This window comes from Aliinostoc sp. HNIBRCY26 (genome assembly GCF_050235535.1).
Classification (GTDB): Bacteria; Cyanobacteriota; Cyanobacteriia; order Cyanobacteriales; family Nostocaceae; genus Trichormus.
Window position 1 is genome coordinate 4,762,086 of the sequence record NZ_CP189852.1, and the last position, 18,206, is coordinate 4,780,291.

At 42.6% G+C, this 18,206-nt stretch carries 18 protein-coding genes; 14 read left to right on the top strand and 4 right to left on the bottom strand.

Annotated features, from left to right (window positions below; genetic code table 11):
• Positions 1–62 precede the first annotated feature (62 nt).
• The 5 genes from rpsP to ACQFX9_RS20190 all read left to right on the top strand — a co-directional run bounded on the left by rpsP (position 63) and on the right by ACQFX9_RS20190 (position 2,998).
• Positions 63–323, top strand: coding sequence for a 30S ribosomal protein S16 (rpsP, locus tag ACQFX9_RS20170; RefSeq protein WP_041555828.1), 261 nt, complete (start codon positions 63–65; stop codon positions 321–323).
• On the top strand, positions 286–708 hold the full coding sequence (locus tag ACQFX9_RS20175; RefSeq protein ID WP_427157990.1) for a KH domain-containing protein: 423 nt from the start codon (positions 286–288) through the stop codon (positions 706–708). Before rpsP ends, ACQFX9_RS20175 begins: the two co-directional genes overlap by 38 nt.
• Before the next feature lie 323 nt (positions 709–1,031).
• Positions 1,032–1,208, top strand: coding sequence for a 30S ribosomal protein S21 (gene rpsU / locus ACQFX9_RS20180; protein WP_103136576.1), 177 nt, complete (start codon positions 1,032–1,034; stop codon positions 1,206–1,208).
• Positions 1,209–1,573: 365 nt separating this feature from the next.
• Positions 1,574–2,527, top strand: a complete 954-nt coding sequence (locus ACQFX9_RS20185) for a PhoH family protein (RefSeq protein ID WP_427157992.1) — start codon at positions 1,574–1,576, stop codon at positions 2,525–2,527.
• Positions 2,528–2,593: 66 nt separating this feature from the next.
• Entirely contained in the window at positions 2,594–2,998 is a 405-nt protein-coding gene (locus tag ACQFX9_RS20190) for a ChuX/HutX family heme-like substrate-binding protein (protein WP_427157994.1), read from the top strand.
• Positions 2,999–3,033: 35 nt separating this feature from the next.
• On the opposite strand, the gene ACQFX9_RS20195 is transcribed toward ACQFX9_RS20190, so the two are convergent.
• The 3 genes from ACQFX9_RS20195 to ACQFX9_RS20205 form a co-directional block, all read right to left on the bottom strand.
• The gene (locus ACQFX9_RS20195; protein ID WP_427157996.1) at positions 3,034–3,711 is read right to left on the bottom strand and encodes a Crp/Fnr family transcriptional regulator; all 678 of its coding nucleotides are present in this window, start codon (positions 3,709–3,711) and stop codon (positions 3,034–3,036) included.
• Between the two features lie 165 nt (positions 3,712–3,876).
• Positions 3,877–5,088, bottom strand: coding sequence for a HEAT repeat domain-containing protein (locus ACQFX9_RS20200; RefSeq protein WP_427157997.1), 1,212 nt, complete (start codon positions 5,086–5,088; stop codon positions 3,877–3,879).
• A gap of 268 nt (positions 5,089–5,356) precedes the next feature.
• Positions 5,357–5,767, bottom strand: coding sequence for a ubiquinol-cytochrome c reductase iron-sulfur subunit (locus tag ACQFX9_RS20205; RefSeq protein WP_427157999.1), 411 nt, complete (start codon positions 5,765–5,767; stop codon positions 5,357–5,359).
• Positions 5,768–6,318: 551 nt separating this feature from the next.
• Here ACQFX9_RS20205 and ACQFX9_RS20210 point away from each other — a divergent pair.
• The 9 genes from ACQFX9_RS20210 to ACQFX9_RS20250 all read left to right on the top strand — a co-directional run bounded on the left by ACQFX9_RS20210 (position 6,319) and on the right by ACQFX9_RS20250 (position 17,141).
• A complete protein-coding gene (locus ACQFX9_RS20210; protein WP_427158000.1) occupies positions 6,319–7,950 on the top strand; it encodes a ferredoxin--nitrite reductase in 1,632 nt (543 codons plus the stop codon).
• Positions 7,951–7,991: 41 nt separating this feature from the next.
• Positions 7,992–8,144, top strand: a complete 153-nt coding sequence (locus ACQFX9_RS20215; RefSeq protein ID WP_427158002.1) for a hypothetical protein — start codon at positions 7,992–7,994, stop codon at positions 8,142–8,144.
• A 28-nt stretch (positions 8,145–8,172) separates the two neighbouring features.
• The gene (locus ACQFX9_RS20220; protein ID WP_427158003.1) at positions 8,173–9,492 is read left to right on the top strand and encodes a CmpA/NrtA family ABC transporter substrate-binding protein; all 1,320 of its coding nucleotides are present in this window, start codon (positions 8,173–8,175) and stop codon (positions 9,490–9,492) included.
• A 143-nt stretch (positions 9,493–9,635) separates the two neighbouring features.
• Complete coding sequence (ntrB, locus tag ACQFX9_RS20225) at positions 9,636–10,475, top strand: nitrate ABC transporter permease (RefSeq protein WP_427158005.1); 840 nt, start codon at positions 9,636–9,638, stop codon at positions 10,473–10,475.
• A gap of 73 nt (positions 10,476–10,548) precedes the next feature.
• Entirely contained in the window at positions 10,549–12,525 is a 1,977-nt protein-coding gene (locus ACQFX9_RS20230) for a nitrate ABC transporter ATP-binding protein (protein ID WP_427158007.1), read from the top strand.
• Positions 12,526–12,675: 150 nt separating this feature from the next.
• On the top strand, positions 12,676–13,512 hold the full coding sequence (locus tag ACQFX9_RS20235; RefSeq protein WP_427158009.1) for a nitrate ABC transporter ATP-binding protein: 837 nt from the start codon (positions 12,676–12,678) through the stop codon (positions 13,510–13,512).
• Positions 13,513–13,686: 174 nt separating this feature from the next.
• On the top strand, positions 13,687–15,900 hold the full coding sequence (locus ACQFX9_RS20240) for a molybdopterin oxidoreductase family protein (RefSeq protein WP_427158011.1): 2,214 nt from the start codon (positions 13,687–13,689) through the stop codon (positions 15,898–15,900).
• Positions 15,901–16,100: 200 nt separating this feature from the next.
• A complete protein-coding gene (locus ACQFX9_RS20245) occupies positions 16,101–16,559 on the top strand; it encodes a phosphate-starvation-inducible PsiE family protein (protein WP_427158013.1) in 459 nt (152 codons plus the stop codon).
• A gap of 114 nt (positions 16,560–16,673) precedes the next feature.
• The gene (locus tag ACQFX9_RS20250; RefSeq protein ID WP_427158014.1) at positions 16,674–17,141 is read left to right on the top strand and encodes a nitrate reductase associated protein; all 468 of its coding nucleotides are present in this window, start codon (positions 16,674–16,676) and stop codon (positions 17,139–17,141) included.
• A gap of 72 nt (positions 17,142–17,213) precedes the next feature.
• Here ACQFX9_RS20250 and ACQFX9_RS20255 read toward each other — a convergent pair whose 3' ends face one another.
• Complete coding sequence (locus tag ACQFX9_RS20255; protein ID WP_427158016.1) at positions 17,214–18,137, bottom strand: LysR family transcriptional regulator; 924 nt, start codon at positions 18,135–18,137, stop codon at positions 17,214–17,216.
• Between the last annotated feature and the right edge of the window lie 69 nt (positions 18,138–18,206).

The following is an 18,206-nucleotide window of genomic DNA, read 5'->3' on the forward strand; positions in this document are numbered from 1 at the left end:
TTATGACTTTAAACGGGTCGCTTCCTGAAATTATCCACGAATAGGAGAATGATTCTTCCATCATGATCAAATTGCGCTTGAAGCGATACGGTAAAAAGCGGGAAGCGAGCTACCGCATTGTCGCTATGAATAGTCTCTCTCGCCGCGATGGCCGTCCTTTAGAAGAACTGGGCTTCTATAACCCCAGAACCGATGAAGTGCGGTTGGATGTCCCCGGCATCGTCAAGCGACTACAGCAAGGCGCACAACCTACTGACACAGTACGTCGCATCTTACAAAAAGCCAATGTCTTTGAACAGGTCAGTGCTACAACCGCATCATAATCCTACAGCAGCAACAGCTAGCCCCAACTATGTTGGGCTAGTCAAATTTTTGATGCAGCCATTTTTAGAGTTTCCAGAGTCTTTAAGTGTTGATTGTGAAATTTCTCAAACCTTAAAACGGGTTTGGATTCGCATCGCCTTTGAAAGTACCGATAAAGGGAAAGTCTTTGGCCGAGGAGGGAGAAATATTCAGGCAATTCGGACAGTGATTGCTGCGGCGGCGCAACTGTCGCAACAAACAGTTTACCTGGATATTTATGGCAACACCAACCCTGGACGGGAAGGTTTGTCTGCTGAAGAAGATCAGCCAGAGCGATCGCCTACTCCCAGAACACGAGAACGGCGTAATTCATCAAGACCTGTTGTTAAACCGCGCTCCCGTTAGGTTAAAAATAAATAAGAAGCCTGAGCGGTTCAAGGAAAAAGCAAAAAGGAAAAAGGAAAAAGATAGTTACCGTAATGAAAATTAGGTAATTGAAATAAAATTAGGGGTTTGTAACTCTGGTAATACTGCTTCTTATTTTGCCTTTTACCTTTTAAATTTTGCCTTTTTAACTCGCCTCCGCTCAGAATCTTCCAAAAAAAATATAGGAAAAACTCTCAAGATGAACAATCTTTTGGGAATTTCCTTCAAAAGTTACCACTATAGACAGTTAGTGATGCTGATACACAACTCTGATAATCTCTCTCAGGAGGTGAAACCAGGGAGTGGCTGAAGTTCGTTTAGGTGAAAATGAGTCTATTGACTCAGCAATTAGACGTTTTAAAAGAAAAATTCAAAAAGCCGGCATTTTATCGGAAGTTAAACGTCGGGAACGATACGAAAAACCCAGCTTGCGCCGTAAACGCAAAGCAGAAACAGCACGTAGAGGTGGACGCTACTAAATTGATTTAGTTGCAACCTCAAGTAATACCAATTCGCAATTCGCAATTCGCAATTCGCAATGGACTAACGTCCCGCTACGCTAACGCAATTCAGAAAGTCAGATACCATCTGAGTTTCAGGCTTTGCATCTGTTGCCTAATTTTGGAGAATTGGTATAAAGTAGAGATGCGATCGCGTCTCTACTGGCTAAATATCAGAATTTAATAGTCAAAATATTCATAAATTTAAACTAAATAAAACTAAAAAATGAGTCAGATTTTTAATTGTAAGATAGTATAAAAATAGACTTTACTAAAATAATAAAAAACTAACGCAAGTAATCAATTGTTGTTAAAAATTGCCCCTCATACATTAAATAATAACTATGGCAGATGCCTTAATAATTCAGCTGCCTAACGTTCCCAGTGCGATCGCTTTAGCAGGTGATAGAGAAGAGAACCTAAAAATCTTAGCCAAACAAACGGGAGCTAATTTAGTCCTGCGTGGGCAAGAATTATATATCTCTGGTACAGACGCACAAAAAGAATTAGCCGCTAGATTAGTGCGATCGCTAGAAAATATCTGGATTCATGGCAATATTATCTCCAGTGCCGATATTGCAACCGCACGTCAAGCTTTAGACACCAATCGCCAAGACGAACTGCAACAATTACAGCGAGATGTATTAGCCAAAACTCGCCGTGGCGATGAAGTTCGCGCCAAAACCTTTAAACAACGCCAGTACATTGACCAAATTCGTAAGCATGATTTAACCTTCTGTACTGGCCCTGCGGGAACAGGTAAGACTTATTTAGCTGTAGTGATTGCAGTCCAAGCACTCCTCACCAATCAAGTGGAAAAACTCATATTAACCCGTCCGGCTGTAGAAGCTGGTGAGAGACTGGGGTTTTTACCAGGAGACTTACAACAGAAAATTGATCCTTATCTGCGTCCGCTTTACGATGCTATTTATGAATTCGTTGATCAAGAGAAAGTAGCCAACCTAATTGAACGGGGAATTATTGAAGTCGCACCATTAGCTTATATGCGGGGACGGACTTTAAACCATGCTTTTGTGATTGTGGATGAAGCCCAAAACACCACACCCGCACAAATGAAAATGGTTTTGACTCGTTTGGGTTTCCGTTCACGTATGGTAATTACAGGCGACATCACACAAACGGATTTACCAATGAATCAACAATCAGGTTTAGCGGTAGCTTTGCAAATTTTAAAGCACGTTGAAGGGATTGCTTTTTCGGAGTTTACGCAAAAAGATGTTGTGCGTCATCCTTTAGTACAGCGTATTGTCAGCGCATACGAAAAATATGAGCAGTAGTTATTAGTCATTAGTCATTAGGGAACAGAATTTTGAATTTTGAATTGATAGAAGAGGGTACTAACGGTGGCTAATTTAAAGGAATTTTTAGAAGCTTGTGAAAGTTTGGGAACACTGCGGTTAATTGTTACTAGTAGTGCAGCAGTTTTAGAAGCAAGGGGAAAAATAGAAAAACTCTTTTATGCAGAATTGCCCAAGGGTAAATATGCCAATATGCACACAGAGGGCTTTGAATTTCATTTGAATATGGACAAAATTACCCAAGTGAAATTTGAAACTGGAGAAGCAAAAAGAGGTAATTTTACAACTTATGCAATTCGCTTTTTAGATGAAAAGCAAGAACCTGCTTTGAGTATATTTTTACAATGGGGTAAACCAGGTGAATATGAACCAGGACAAGTGGAAGCTTGGCAAGGTTTAAAAGAAAAGTATGGGGAGGTTTGGTATCCTGTAGCCATTGAAACTTTGTAGATAATAAATACAGGATTTCATCAAACCTGTTGGTTTTAATGTTGGCGTAATTGAGGAGATAACTTAATTTTTGTGCCGTTCATTTCAATCATGCCAGATTGAGAGAGTTTATAAAAGGCGCGGGAGAGGGTTTCGGGAATTGTTCCTAGAAGTGCAGCTAATTGTCCTTTTGGTAAATCGAGTTCAACTATATCAGCATTGCCTTGGCGATCGCTCAACATTAATAAATATTTTGTCAAGCGTTCTGGAACTTCCTGAAACGAAAGGGTATCGACTAAATGCGCTAATCGGCGTAAATGTCGGGCAAATGTTCCCAACATAGCGATCGCTAGTGTAGGATGTTGTTGCAAAACCATCAAAAATGCTGTTCGGGGAATAAACACCACCTCCGAATTTTCTAAGGCGGCGGCGGATGCGGGAAAGTTTCCGCCATCAAATGCTGGTACTTCAGCAAAGTGTTCTTCTGCACCAAAAATGTGCAGAATTTGCTCTTTACCTCCATTGGCTACTTTAAAAACTTTAATTATGCCGGATTTGACAATAAAAAACCCTGTTCCTGAGTCTCCTTCCCAAAAAAGAGTTTCTCCTTTTTGATAAGTTTGGGGAATCGCAATATGAGCTAGTGCTTGCAATTGTTCATCTAAAATATCTTGAAAAATTGGTGTCTTGTGTAAAAACTGTTTGACTTCCAAGACACGTTCAGTCAAAGTCACGTCGCTTCGCTCCGAATTCAAAATTCAAAATACCCTTCAGGAAGGCTTACGCCTACAAAATTCAAAATTAAATACCCCACAGATAAATCTGGGAACTTAAATTAATGTTGTTTGACTTTTTTTCTTTGGTCATAATGGCAAAATTGGGTGCGAAACAACAAATTCTTACACGCTACGAATGCCTAGTTTTGTGAGTGCAGCGATCGCATGAAGTCTCACAAATTCATCTTCATCTCCCAGCATACCAGTTAATAATGGCGTAGCATCTTGACAACCCAACTGACCTAAAGATAGGGCGATCGCACTTTTCACAGCAGTAATTTTAGTGGCTGGATGTTGTTTTTCCAGCATTTCCAGCAAAATTTGTGTAGCTTTGGTGATTAATTCTGGTGTTCTGACTCTACCTAAAACCGTGACAATTTCTTGCCAGATTGTGGTTGAAGTTAGTTGATTGAGTGCCGTTTGTAAACATTCCAAACCTAATAATGTTTCTACCCAAATTAAGGCGCGGATGATTTCTAGTTGTAGAGTAATCGGTGTATGGGGTGAAATTAAAACCGTCAATAAATGCTGAGTCGCTACATCACCACCTATTCGCGCCAAGGTAACGGCAGTGGTACAACAAACCTCAATATGAAAATCATAGAGCCGAGGCTGTAATTTAGCGACTAAATCTAATTGAGTGGCTAAATCGGCACGATAACCTAAACCTTTGACAGCCACACATCTGACACTAGCCGCAACATCTTCTAGTGCATTCAAAAGTACGGGTGATACACGTTCATCATGAAAACTGCTGAGGGCTTCTAAAGCGGCTGTTCGTACCGCAACTTGGGAGTCTTGAACTACACTCAATAGTGGTGCGATAGTTTCTAGCTTGCGAATATAGGCAAGCGATCGCACTGCTAAAAGTCTAGTATCTTCTGGCTTTAGAAGTTCACAAAGGTAAGGAATCGCCAAATTTCCCATTCGTCCCAGTGCTGTAGCGGCGATCGCTTGCAGTTCTTCATCCTCAGTAGTTTGTAATAATTCTACTAAAGGAGCGATCGCATCTGGGTGCTGATACTCTCCTAAAATCCGCACCGCAAACCAGCGTAACTCATCCTCTGCATCTTCATCCTCTAAGATGGCAATCAATGAGGGAATGGCGATAGTTCCCAATTGAGTCAGCACCTTGGATATATCCCAACGCTGCTGAAAATCTCCCATCTCTAGAATTTTTAATGCTAATTCCAACAGATATTCTGGATTTAGTGTCTCTGAATGTTTTGGGTCATTAACCAAAATCAACTGCTGTAAATCTTGAATTAGCGATGACCAATCAGCCTCATTATGCGCTGTCTGTACTTGCACCAAAAGCTGCCCGATATTATTCACAAAACCTTACTTGAATTCTTAAATTGGGGATTGGGGATTGGGAATTTTAGATTTTAGATTTTGGATTTTAGATTGAATCAAATCCAAAAGACGCTTCTGCGTCGCTAACGCTATGCTATCGTCAATCCTAGATCCAAAATTGAAAGGCTGGGGATTGGGGACTGGGAAAGAGGTAACAAGGTAGACTTTATTTCAATGCCCCATTCCCAAAATTCTTTAATTTTGAATTTTGAATTTTGAATTTTGAATTGATTAGCCCCTGCCTATACTAACTGGGCTTAACTACGACTGAATCACCCTCTATCTTGGCGGCGTAAGTTTTGAGTGGTTTCGTAGCTGGAGCTTTTTGTACTGTACCATCAACTCCATATTCTGCACCATGACAAGGGCAGACAAATTTTTTGGTGGCATCTTTCCATTCCACGATACAACCTTTATGGGTACAGGTGGGATTGACAGCCACTAAATTAGCTGATTTTGATGTACCCACCACTAAAACAGAACCAACAGGTAAATTCTCCTTGAGTAATTTCCCAGCCTTATCTAATTCCGCAACCGTACCAACAGTTTGCCATTCGCCTGATGCAGTTGTTTGAGTAGTACAAGCTGCGATCGCTACAGGTAAGCTACTAGCTAACAAACCCAAACCAACCCAATTAACAAAATCACGACGTTTCATAATTTTTAGTCAATAGTCATTAGTTATTAGTCATTAGTCATTAGTCATTAGTTTTTCTCATTCGCTACCTTGTCTCCCTTGTCTCCTCATCCCCAATCCCCAATCCCCAATCCCCGATCCCCAGTCCCCCATCCCCATGTTATGCAGAAAACGCATCATACAGATTTATTTTAAGCATTATTACTCAAATTTTGTAGCTGTTTATACGATTTTATCGCAAATCCCAACATAACCTGATAAGTGTCGAAATTGTTACATAAACATTCATGCCAACCTCTTGACAAATGTTTCCTATGTGAAAAGTTACAAGTGCTTCCCTCATTAAAAAAGTTGCGTTCAATGACAATAGGCGGCTGACGATTCATTAGAAATAGCAACTGACGAGACTTAAGCAACATCTTGAGTAAAGGTAATCAGGCATAAATATACATTCATTGACCATGATTTCAGCCTCGTGGAGTTACCTACGGGTGAATGGTTATGGTGATTAATTTGGAATTTTGTAGGCACAAGCCTGAATATAGGCTATTTTGAATTCGGAGCGAAGTGACGTGACGGATACAGCAACTATCACCACGGGCAATTTAAATAAGTTCGAGAAATTGAAAGCTGAAAAAGATGGCTTGAAAATTAAAGAGGAAATAGCGCAAATTGCTTCCTTGGGATGGGAAGCAATGGACGAAACTGACCGAGATCATCGTCTGAAGTGGGTGGGTGTGTTTTTCCGCCCGGTTACTCCCGGTAAGTTCATGCTGCGGATGCGGATGCCGAATGGGATTATTAATAGTGAACAAATGGGGGTATTAGCAGAGGTAGTGCAGCGTTACGGGGATGATGGTAACGCTGATATTACCACCAGACAAAATATTCAACTGCGGGGAATCAGAATTGAAGACTTACCAGACATCTTCAATCGATTTCAATCTGTGGGTTTAACCAGCATCCAATCTGGGATGGATAACATCCGCAACATTACAGGTGATGCTATAGCGGGTTTGGATGCAGATGAGTTGTATGATACTCGCGAGTTGGTGCAACAAATTCAAGATATGTTCACCAACAAAGGACAAGGGAATCCCGAATTTAGTAACCTACCACGCAAATTTAATATAGCGATCGCCGGCGGTCGAGACAATTCTGTTCATGCAGAAATCAATGATTTAGCCTTCGTTCCAGCCTTTAAAGAAGGGACTGGGGACTGGGTACTGGGGACTGGGCAAGATTTTTCCCAATCCCCAATCCCCAATCCCCAATCCCCAATCTTCGGGTTCAATATCCTAGTCGGTGGCTTCTTCTCTGCTAAACGTTGTGAAGCGGCGATTCCTCTTAATGCTTGGGTGACTCCAGAAGAAGTATTAGAGGTATGTCGAGCCATTTTAGAAGTTTATCGAGACAACGGTTTACGGGCTAATCGTCTGAAATCTCGGCTGATGTGGCTAATAGATGAATGGGGTATAGATAAGTTTCGTCTAGAGGTGGAGAAACGGTTGGGTAAGTCATTACTACCCGCCGCACCGAAAGACGAAATCGATTGGGAAAAACGGGATCATATTGGAGTCTATAAACAAAAACAACCAGGATTAAACTATGTAGGCTTGCACATTCCTGTGGGTAGATTATATGCCGAGGATATGTTTGAGTTAGCGCGGCTAGCTGAGGTTTACGGTAGTGGAGAGATGCGGCTAACCGTTGAACAGAATGTGATTATTCCCAATATTCCCGACTCGCGCTTGAGTACATTTTTAACCGATCCTTTACTGGAGAGATTTTCCATTGATCCTGGTTTATTGACGCGATCGCTAGTTTCCTGCACCGGCGCACAATTTTGCAACTTCGCCCTCATCGAAACCAAAAACCGCGCCCTCAGCATGATTCAAGCCCTAGAAACCGAATTAACATTTACACGCCCAGTCCGCATTCATTGGACAGGCTGTCCCAACTCCTGCGGACAACCCCAAGTTGCAGACATCGGACTCATGGGAACAAAAGCCCGAAAAAACGGTAAAGCCGTAGAAGGCGTTGACATTTACATGGGTGGAAAAGTCGGTAAGGATGCACATTTAGGTAAATGCGTTCAAAAAGGCATACCCTGCGAAGACTTACAACCAGTTTTACGAGAATTACTCATCCAACACTTTGGCGCGAAAGCTAAAGAAGAGGCTTTAGTGAGTGCTGAGTGCTGAGTGATGTTAGCGGTAGCGCGGCGTTTAGCCGGTGCTGAGTAGTGAGTGAAGAAATAAAATCTACCTTGTCTACCTTGTCTACCTTGTCCCCAATCCCCAGTCCCCAGTCCCCAATCCCCAATCCCCAGTCCCCAATCCCCAGTCCCCAATCCCCAATCCCCAGTCCCCAGTCCCCAATCCCCAATCCCCAATAACGACGAATTAACAACACATTAAAGAACAATGAGCAATTTTTCCAGAAGAAGATTCATTTTCACCACAGGTGCGGCGGCTGCGGCTTCTATTGTGACTCATGCTTGTGCCTCCAACAACTCAACTACTACAGGTGAACAAGCACCTTCCGCAAATCCAGCCTCTAACGTTTCGACAGTAGCTAACGCACCCAAGGTAGAAACAACTAAAGCCAAACTCGGATTTATCGCCCTCACTGACGCTGCACCCCTGATTATTGCTAAAGAAAAAGGCTTCTTTGCTAAGTATGGGATGACTGATGTAGAGGTTATTAAACAGAAATCCTGGCCTGTCACCCGTGATAATCTCAAAATTGGTTCAGCAGGTGGTGGGATTGATGGCGCACATATCCTTAGCCCTATGCCTTACTTGATTACTATTAAGGATCAAGTGCCGATGTATCTCTTAGCTAGATTAAATACTAACGGTCAAGCCATTTCCGTTGCTAATAAGTTCAAAGAAATCAAAGTCCAGTTAGAAAGCAAAGCACTCAAAGAAGCTGCTACTCAAGCTAAAGCCAATCAAAAAGCATTGAAAGCTGGCATTACCTTTCCTGGTGGAACTCACGATTTATGGATGCGCTATTGGCTAGCGGCTGGGGGAATTAATCCTGATCAAGATGTGGTTTTAGAACCTGTTCCGCCGCCACAAATGGTAGCCAACATGAAAGTTGGGACTGTTGATGCTTTCTGTGTAGGAGAACCTTGGAACGCGCAATTAGTTAGTCAAAAATTGGGTTATTCGGCTTTAGTTACTGGTGAATTATGGAAAGATCATCCAGAAAAAGCCTTTGCAATGCGCCAAGATTGGGTTGATAAAAATCCCAACGCTACCCAAGCCTTATTAATGGCAGTTTTAGAAGCTCAACAGTGGTGCGAAAAGCTAGAAAACAAAGAAGAAATGTGTAAAATTTGCAGCGATCGCAAATACTTTAATGTCGCCGCCGCAGATATTATTGAGAGAGCCAAAGGCAATATTGACTATGGTGATGGACGCACCGAAAAGGAATTTCCTCATCGGATGAAATTCTGGGCAGATAATGCTTCATATCCTTACAAGAGTCATGATATTTGGTTTTTAACTGAAAATATTCGTTGGGGTTATCTGCCAAAAGATACCAAGATTAAAGAAATTGTATATCAAGTCAATAAAGAAGACTTATGGAAACAAGCGGCTAAAGCCATTGGTGTACCTGAAGCAGAAATTCCTACTAGCTCATCTCGTGGTGTCGAAACCTTCTTTGATGGCGTAAAATTTGACCCTGAAAAACCAGAAGCATATTTACAAGGTTTGACAATCAAGAAAGTTTAATCAGAAAAAATCTGAGTGGCTTGAGTTACCACTCAGATGAGCAAATACTTAGGAGAAAACAGTGATATTTCTGTTTTAGAGAATTTGCTGCTGTCCTCATTAAAATATAAACCACTGTAAAAATCACGTACAAAAGAGAAAACATGGCTGCTGTTTTAGGAAGTCGGAATTTCAGAAAAAAGTCTCGCAGAAATCTTGATAAATTTATTGCCGAAAAAGTTCTACCACCTATCCTGGCGTTATTAATTTTTCTAGTAGTTTGGCAACTGTTGTGTTTAAATCCTGGGTTTAAGTTACCGGGGCCAATTGAAACTTTCAGAGAAACTTGGAATCCCTTTATTATTCATCCGTTCTTTGATAACGGTGAAAGTGATAAAGGTTTGGGTTGGCAAATATTGAGTAGTTTGGGTAGAGTTGGTTTAGGTTTTTCTTTGTCTGCAATTGTTGGCATTACTTTAGGGATTTTAATTGGGGCAAATAAGTTAGTTTATAATGCCGTAGACCCAATATTTCAAGTCTTGCGGACTGTACCGCCTCTAGCATGGCTACCAATTTCTTTAGCAGCATTTCAACAAGCTAATCCTTCGGCAATATTTGTAATTTTCATTACTTCAATTTGGCCGATTATTATTAACACTACTGTCGGTGTACAACAAATTCCGCAAGACTATATCAATGTGGCGAGAGTGTTAAAACTCAAGGGTGCAAAGTATTTCCTGAAAATAGTCTTTCCGGCGACTGTTCCTTACATATTTACGGGTTTGAGAATAGGTATTGGTTTATCTTGGCTGGCGATTGTAGCGGCAGAAATGTTAGTCGGTGGTGTGGGTATTGGTTCTTTTATTTGGGATGCTTACAACACGACCACAGAAACTAATTTGAGTGAGATTATTTTGGCTCTCATTTATGTGGGTTTGGTGGGTTTATTACTAGATAGATTAGTAGGGTTTATTGCTAGTAAAGTTGTAGCAGAACAAAAGTAGTCAACCCCCTGCGGGTAATTCAAAATTCAAAATTCAAAATTCAAAATAAAAGAATAATGGTAACTAATGAATTATGACTACTTTTGTTGAAGTTGACCACGTTGATCGGGTGTTTGATTTACCGAATGGCGGTAGATATATTGCTCTGAAAAATATTGAGTTGAAGATTAAGCAAGGGGAGTTTGTTTCTTTAATTGGGCATTCTGGTTGTGGTAAATCTACACTTTTGAATATTATTGCAGGTTTGGATCGTGCGAGTATTGGCGGTGTGACTTTGGAAGGACGGGAAGTGAGAGATCCTAGTCCCGATAGGATGGTGGTGTTTCAAAACTATTCTTTGCTTCCTTGGTTAACGGTGAGAGAAAATATTGCTCTGGCTGTGGATGAGGTTCATCAAGGTAAGCCGAAGGGTGAACGCCGGGGAATTATTGAAGAACATATCGATATGGTGGGACTGCGCCATGCAGCGAATAAACGCCCTCATGAGTTGTCTGGAGGGATGAAACAACGGGTGGCGATCGCACGCGCTTTGGCTACTCGTCCCAAGTTGTTGCTGTTAGATGAACCCTTTGGGGCTTTGGATGCTTTGACTAGGGGGAGTTTGCAGGAACAGTTGATGAAAATCTGCAATGAGCATAACGTTACTTGTGTGATGGTAACGCATGATGTGGATGAAGCGTTATTGTTGAGCGATCGCGTAGTGATGCTCACCAACGGGCCAGAAGCCCACATCGGACAAATCTTAGAAGTCCCCATTCCCCGTCCCCGTCAGCGTTTGGAAGTAGTCAAACATCCCAGTTACTACAATCTGCGGAATGAAATGATTTACTTCCTCAATCAGCAAAAACAAGCGAAGAAACGTCAAAGCCAGCGTTTAGTAACATCAGAAAACAGCACAACCAAAGCCATCCTCGAAATTGGCTTTATGCCTTTAACTGATGCTGCACCTTTAATTGTCGCTAAAGAGAAGGGCTTTTTTGCTAAATATGGCTTAGAAAATATTGTTCTGAGTAAAGCTAACAGTTGGCAAGAAATCACCAAAGGTTTTGTTACAGGAAAACTAGAAGCCGCTCAAATGCTTGCCGGAATGCCTTTAGCATTAACATTAGGTGCAGGTGGAAATCCTTCTATTCCCGTAGTTAACGCCCTGAATCTCTCACGCAACGCCAACGCCATTACCTTAAGTAAAAGACTGTATAGCCAAGGCTTGCGGAATCTGGCTGACTTAAAAGCCGTAATTAACACCACCCCTGACCAGATTCTCACCTTGGGTGTAGTGCATCCAGCAGCCATGCAAAATTTACTTTTGCGTTACTGGCTAGCAGCTGGTGGGATAGATCCCGATAGAGATATCAGCCTGAGAGTCATCCCACCCACAGAAATGCTCTCCCAACTCGAAGCCGGCTATATTGACGGTTACTGTGCGGGAGAACCCTGGAACTATCAAGCAGTACATCAAGACGTAGGTTTCGTTGCAGCCACCGCCTTAGACATTTGGTCAGGACAACCAAAGCAAGTTTTAGGAGTCAGCGAAACCTGGGCGCAAAAACACCCAGAAACCCATTTAAACTTAACCAAAGCACTCTTAGAAGCTTGCGAATACTGTGACGACCTCCGCAACCGTCCAGAAATCCTAGAATTACTCTCTCTTCCTGAATATTTAAACATATCCCCTGCATACATTCGCCCCGGTTTCATCGACCCCTACGATCGCGGTGACGGTAAACCACCCCAAGAACTCACCACATACAACCAGTTTTACCTCAATAAAACCAACTACCCCAACCGCACAGAAACCCTGTGGATGCTCACTCAACTAGCACGCTGGAGTATTACACCCTTCCCGAAAAACTGGGTAGAAGTCATCGAAAGAGTATGTCGCGCAGACATATTTGGTGCAGCCGCCCGCGACCTCGGCTTACTAGACATCGGCGAAGACAACCCCATTCACCTATTCGACAGTAAAACCTTCAACCCATCCGAACCCCTAGAATACCTCAAAAGCCTAGAAATCAAACATCAAATCCGCATCGAAGAAATCTTTATTTAGTCATTACTTTCTCCCTTCCTTTCCTTCTTTGCGCTTCTGTCTTGAAAAGTTCAGATGCCTGCGGCAAGCCGCAAAGCGTCTACGGAGGAAACCTCCGCTCCGACTTTTCGCTGCGTCTCTGCGTGAGCCAATCCTAAATCCATAAAACCCATGCAAATAATCAATAAAAACACCCAACCCCAAACACCCCCCACCCCCAAACCCGACAACTTCCTAGTAGTCGAAGGTGTCAGCAAAATCTACCCCACCCCAGAAGGCCCTTACACCGTCCTAGACGGAATCGACCTCAAAATCCGCGAAGGCGAATTCGTCTGCTTAATTGGTCACTCAGGCTGCGGGAAATCCACCCTACTCAACATGATTTCCGGGTTCAACACCCCCACAGATGGCGTAGTTCTCCTGCAAGACCAACCAATCACCGAACCAGGCCCCGACCGGATGATGGTCTTTCAAAACTACTGCTTACTACCCTGGCTAACCGTCTTCGATAACGTTTACCTAGCAGTAGATGCAGTCTTCCCCAACAAACCCCAAGCCCAAAAACGCGCCATTGTCAGAGAACATCTAGCAATGGTAGGACTCACAGAAGCCGCCGACAAAAAACCCAGCCAAATTTCCGGCGGAATGAAACAAAGAGTTGCGATCGCCCGTGCTTTATCCATCCGTCCCCAAGTCTTAATTCTCGATGAACCCTTCGGCGCATTAGACGCAATCACCAAAGAAGAACTCCAAGAAGAACTCCTGCAAATTTGGAGTGATCATCAAGTCACCGTCCTAATGATTACCCATGACATCGATGAAGCCCTCTTCCTCGCTGATAGAGTCGTCATGATGACCAACGGCCCAGCCGCCCAAATCGGCGAAATCTTAGATATACCCTTTTCCCGCCCCCGCAACCGCCGCCGCATCATGGAAGACCCAGAATACTACAACCTCCGCAACTACGCCCTAGATTTCTTATACCGCCGATTTGCTCATGAGGACTAACAGCCAACCATCAATAATTTCTCTTCTCTGCGCCTTCCCTGCGGGACGCTCTACGGATGATTTGGCGGTCTTAAATTAGTGGTGAGTAGCCTACGGTAAGCAAGCGACAAGCTCCCACTAATTGCCTTTAATTTTGAATTTTGAATTTTGAATTTTGAATTGGAGCGAAGCGACTTGACCGAATCTACCAAAACCGTATGCCCTTACTGTGGTGTGGGCTGCGGCTTAGAAGTATCCCCCCCAGCCCAACCCAACACAGCCACCAACCGCGACAGCCAAGGAAACCCCATTTGGCGAGTACGCGGCGATAAATCCCATCCATCTAGCCAGGGGATGGTATGCGTTAAAGGTGCAACGATCGCCGAATCTTTAGATAGAAATAGACTACATTACCCAATGGTGCGCGACTCTCTAGACCAAGAGTTCCGTCGTGTGAGTTGGGATGAAGCTTTTGATATCATCACCCAACGCATTCAAACTGTGCGCCTTACCCAAGGTGCAGAGGCTATATGTATGTACGGTTCTGGTCAGTTCCAGACTGAAGACTACTACATCGCCCAAAAATTGATGAAAGGGTGTTTGGGGACAAATAATTTTGATGCGAACTCCCGCTTATGTATGTCGAGTGCGGTGTCCGGCTACATCCAAAGTTTTGGGTCAGATGGGCCGCCTTGCTGCTATGAAGATTTAGAGTTAACTGACTGTGCATTTTTAATTGGGACGAATACCGCCGAATGTCACCCCATCGTTTTCAACCGCTTGGCGAAATACCACAAAAAAAACCGCCATGTGAAAATGATTGTAGTTGACCCCCGACGCACACCCACCGCCGAAGCAGCTGACTTACATTTAGCCATACGTCCTGGTACAGATATTGACTTGTTAAATGGAATTGCCCATTTATTGATGCGTTGGCAGATGCTAGATGTGGGCTTCATCGAAGATTGTACCAGCAATTTTTCCGCCTATGCCGAAGTCATCCGCCACTATTCCCCGGAAGTAGTAGCGCGTCAATGTGGAATCAGCGTTGCAGACTTAGAAACCGCCGCCCGTTATTGGGGTAAATCACAGCGTGTGTTGTCGTTGTGGTCGATGGGAGTCAATCAATCAACGGAAGGGACAGCGAAAGTTAGAACTATTATCAATCTCCACTTGATGACCGGACAAATCGGTAAACCAGGCGCAGGGCCTTTTTCCCTCACCGGTCAACCCAATGCAATGGGAGGAAGGGAAGCTGGCGGTTTAGCCCATTTATTACCCGGTTATCGGTCGGTGAAAAATCCCCAACATCGGGCTGAGGTAGAAGAATTTTGGGGCTTACAACCAGGACAAATTTCACCCCATCCTGGTTTAACAGCGTGGGAGATGATTACAGGTTTAGAAGCTGGGAATGTTGGGTTGTTATGGATTGCAGCGACCAACCCAGCTGTAAGTATGCCAGATTTAGAACGGACAAAAAAAGCCTTATTGCGATCGCCTTTTACAATTTACCAAGACGCATATTACCCCACAGAAACCTCAAATTTCGCCCATGTTCTCTTACCGGCGGCGCAGTGGAGTGAAAAAACGGGCGTAATGACCAATTCTGAACGCCGAGTGACTTTATGTTCAGCATTCCGCCAACCACCAAGGGAAGCTAAAGCCGATTGGGAAATATTCGCGGAAGTTGCGCGGAGATTAGGCTTTGGGGATAAATTCGCCTTTGATAATTCGGCGGAAGTTTACGCTGAGTTTGTGCAACTAACCAAGGGTCGTACTTGTGATATGTCTGGTATTAGTCACGAACAATTACGCCAAGAGGGCGCAACTCAATGGCCGCACCCAGAAGAGGGGACTGGGGACTGGGGACTGGGGACTGGGGATAAAACTAACTTCTCAAAAAGACTTTATACTGATTTACACTTTCCTACACCCGATGGACGCGCCAAATTTGCGGCTTATTATTCCAAAGGATTGGCAGAACCGCCCGACCCAGATTATCCTTTTGTATTAACAACTGGAAGACTTTACGGACATTGGCACACTCAAACGCGTACAGGACGGATTGAAAAAATTCGTTCTATGCACCCAGAACCATTTATAGAAATTCATCCCCGTGATGCAGCTAAGTTAGAAATTATTGATAATCAAATAGTAGAAGTGCGATCGCGTCGTGGTACTGCCCAGTTTAAAGCCAAAGTAACCAAGGCGATCGCTCCCGGTACAGTTTTCGTCCCGATGCACTGGGGTTCACTCTGGGCTGACAACGCTGAAGCTAACGCTCTCACCCATCCTGAATCTTGTCCTGATTCCCTCCAACCCGAATTAAAAGCCTGTGCTGTCAAACTAATACCTATTTCTCTCAAAATTGCCTCTGAAAATTATCAATTCCAGTCCTCACGCTGGTAAACTTTTGAATAGCAATTCAATAACTTGGCAATAATCAATAGTTACCATTATTACTTTTGATGTATTAATATTGACTATTACCAAGTTAAGATGATTTTTATATGCCAATAAGATATTAACTATAAGTCCTCTAGATTTATCTATAGGATTTTTATTTTGTCTGGGAAATTCTTTAGCTTGCATGAAAGTGGGTGTAATCAATGAGAAAGTTCATCAAAAAAATTTTAGGATTTGCTAGCGATGAAAGTTTCATGCACGCAATTGAAAATGTAGAAGTGATAGTCTCCAAAGTTCTATCTCTTTTTATGGTGATAGTCATTTTTGTCGCCATTGCTGATCTAGGCACTTTTATCGTCAAAGAAGTTTTCACTGTACCCTACGGCAAAATTAGTACAACTCTATTCAAAGTCTTCGGTCTGTTTCTGAATATTTTAATCGCCTTAGAGATATTAGAAAATATCACAGCTTATCTAAAAAGACACGTCTTCCAGGTAGAATTAGTTATCATTACTTCATTAATTGCGGTAGCCAGAAAAATTATCATTCTTGATTTAGAAAAAGTGAAGGGTTTAGATATTATTGGTTTAGGAACTGCTGTATTAGCCCTATCAATTAGTTATTTAATAATTCGTTCTAGTAACGGGAAGGATAGACATTAGAAATCATACTCTGTAACCCTGCATTGGTGTCAATACTAAGGGTGAATGGGTTGAAGAAAAGTAATTACAGCAACCCCGATAAAGATAGTAATAATAATTTTCATAACGCCAATTATGACAAACTTCTTTGAGTTTGAAGCTGATTTTGTAGACTCTCTGCGTTGCATACCTATGCAGGTACGCTATAACCTAGATACCTGTGGTATCAAACTAAAATTATCCGATTGGAATCACCTAACTCAAGATGAGCGTGAAGCTTTAGTTACCTTATCTTGCGGCACAGAAACAGAAATAAAAGCTTATCAAGAATATCTTCAAGAATTAATCTTAGAGCGCACCGGTCAACCTGTTGCCACATTACCTATAGACTCTTATCCAGCATGGCTAGATTCTAACAATCTGCCAGTTACTCTCCAAGAAAAAGCCCAGGAAATCGGGATTACCATCACTTTATCACAATGGGCAGATTTAACTCCATTACAACGCTTTGCCTTAATTAAACTCAGTCGTCCCGGACACGAGAACAAAAATTTTCCGCGTGCGATCGCAGAATTTAATTTAGCCGACAGTCAGAACCTATAATTAATTGGGATTTCATGGAAGCTGACTATTTTTGATGATAAAAATACCAGCTTTTACCACAGAAACTGACTGTTATATCAGACTACTCACTTCTAAGATTAACTCACGTAGCCATTCATTAGCAGGTAGATTATCTGTGCTTTGATGCCAACGCATAAACACCGAAAATCCCAGCAGTGGTAACGGGACTGACAACAGTTTCAACGCTTGGCTTTCAATAAATTTTAGGGCTACTCTTTGCGGGAGAGTGGCGACTAAATTGCTTTGAGTCAAAATAAACGGTGCTATAAGAAAATGTGGTGTCGAAACCGCAATGTGTCGTTGAAGATTTTGTTGTGCCAGTAATGTATCCACACGTCCCATTCTATCTTCCTGAATAGAAACCAGTAAATGAGACTCTGCTAAATAGTCTTCTATCGAAAAGTCACTGCCAATTCTGGGGTGAGCCTGACGACACACACAACAATAAACTTCATCAAACAGCAACTGTTCTTTGTGCAGTGAACTTTTTTCTGGAAAAAGTCCACAAATTAAATCAATTTCACCTTTATCTAGTAAAGACAGCAGTTTTTGACGCTCTCCCGCTCTGATTTGTAAGCTGATGTGAGGTGCTATTACTTGTAGCCTTTCTACTAATCTGGGCAACAATATAAATTCTACATAGTCTGACATTCCGATCGCAAAAACGCGATCGCTCGTTGCTGGATCAAAGTTTGGTGGTTCTAATAGAGCTGATTGAATTTGTTGCAAGGCGGGGCGTAATTGTTGCGCCAGGGCTATCGCTTTGGGTGTGGGGGACAATCCCGTAGTTTTTCTGACAAATAATTCATCCGCCATCAAATTACGTAACCGGGCTAGAGCATTACTTGTTGCTGGTTGGCTTAACCCCAATCTGAGAGCGGCACGAGTGACGTTCTGCTCAGTCATCAGGGCATCAAACACTACCAGCAAATTTAAATCCAATCCTGCCAGATTGATGTGGTGAATATCACTCATACAAATTATCCATTGGACAAATATATCATCCCCGATCCAGGATGAAATTATCACTGTGGTCGTAATTAG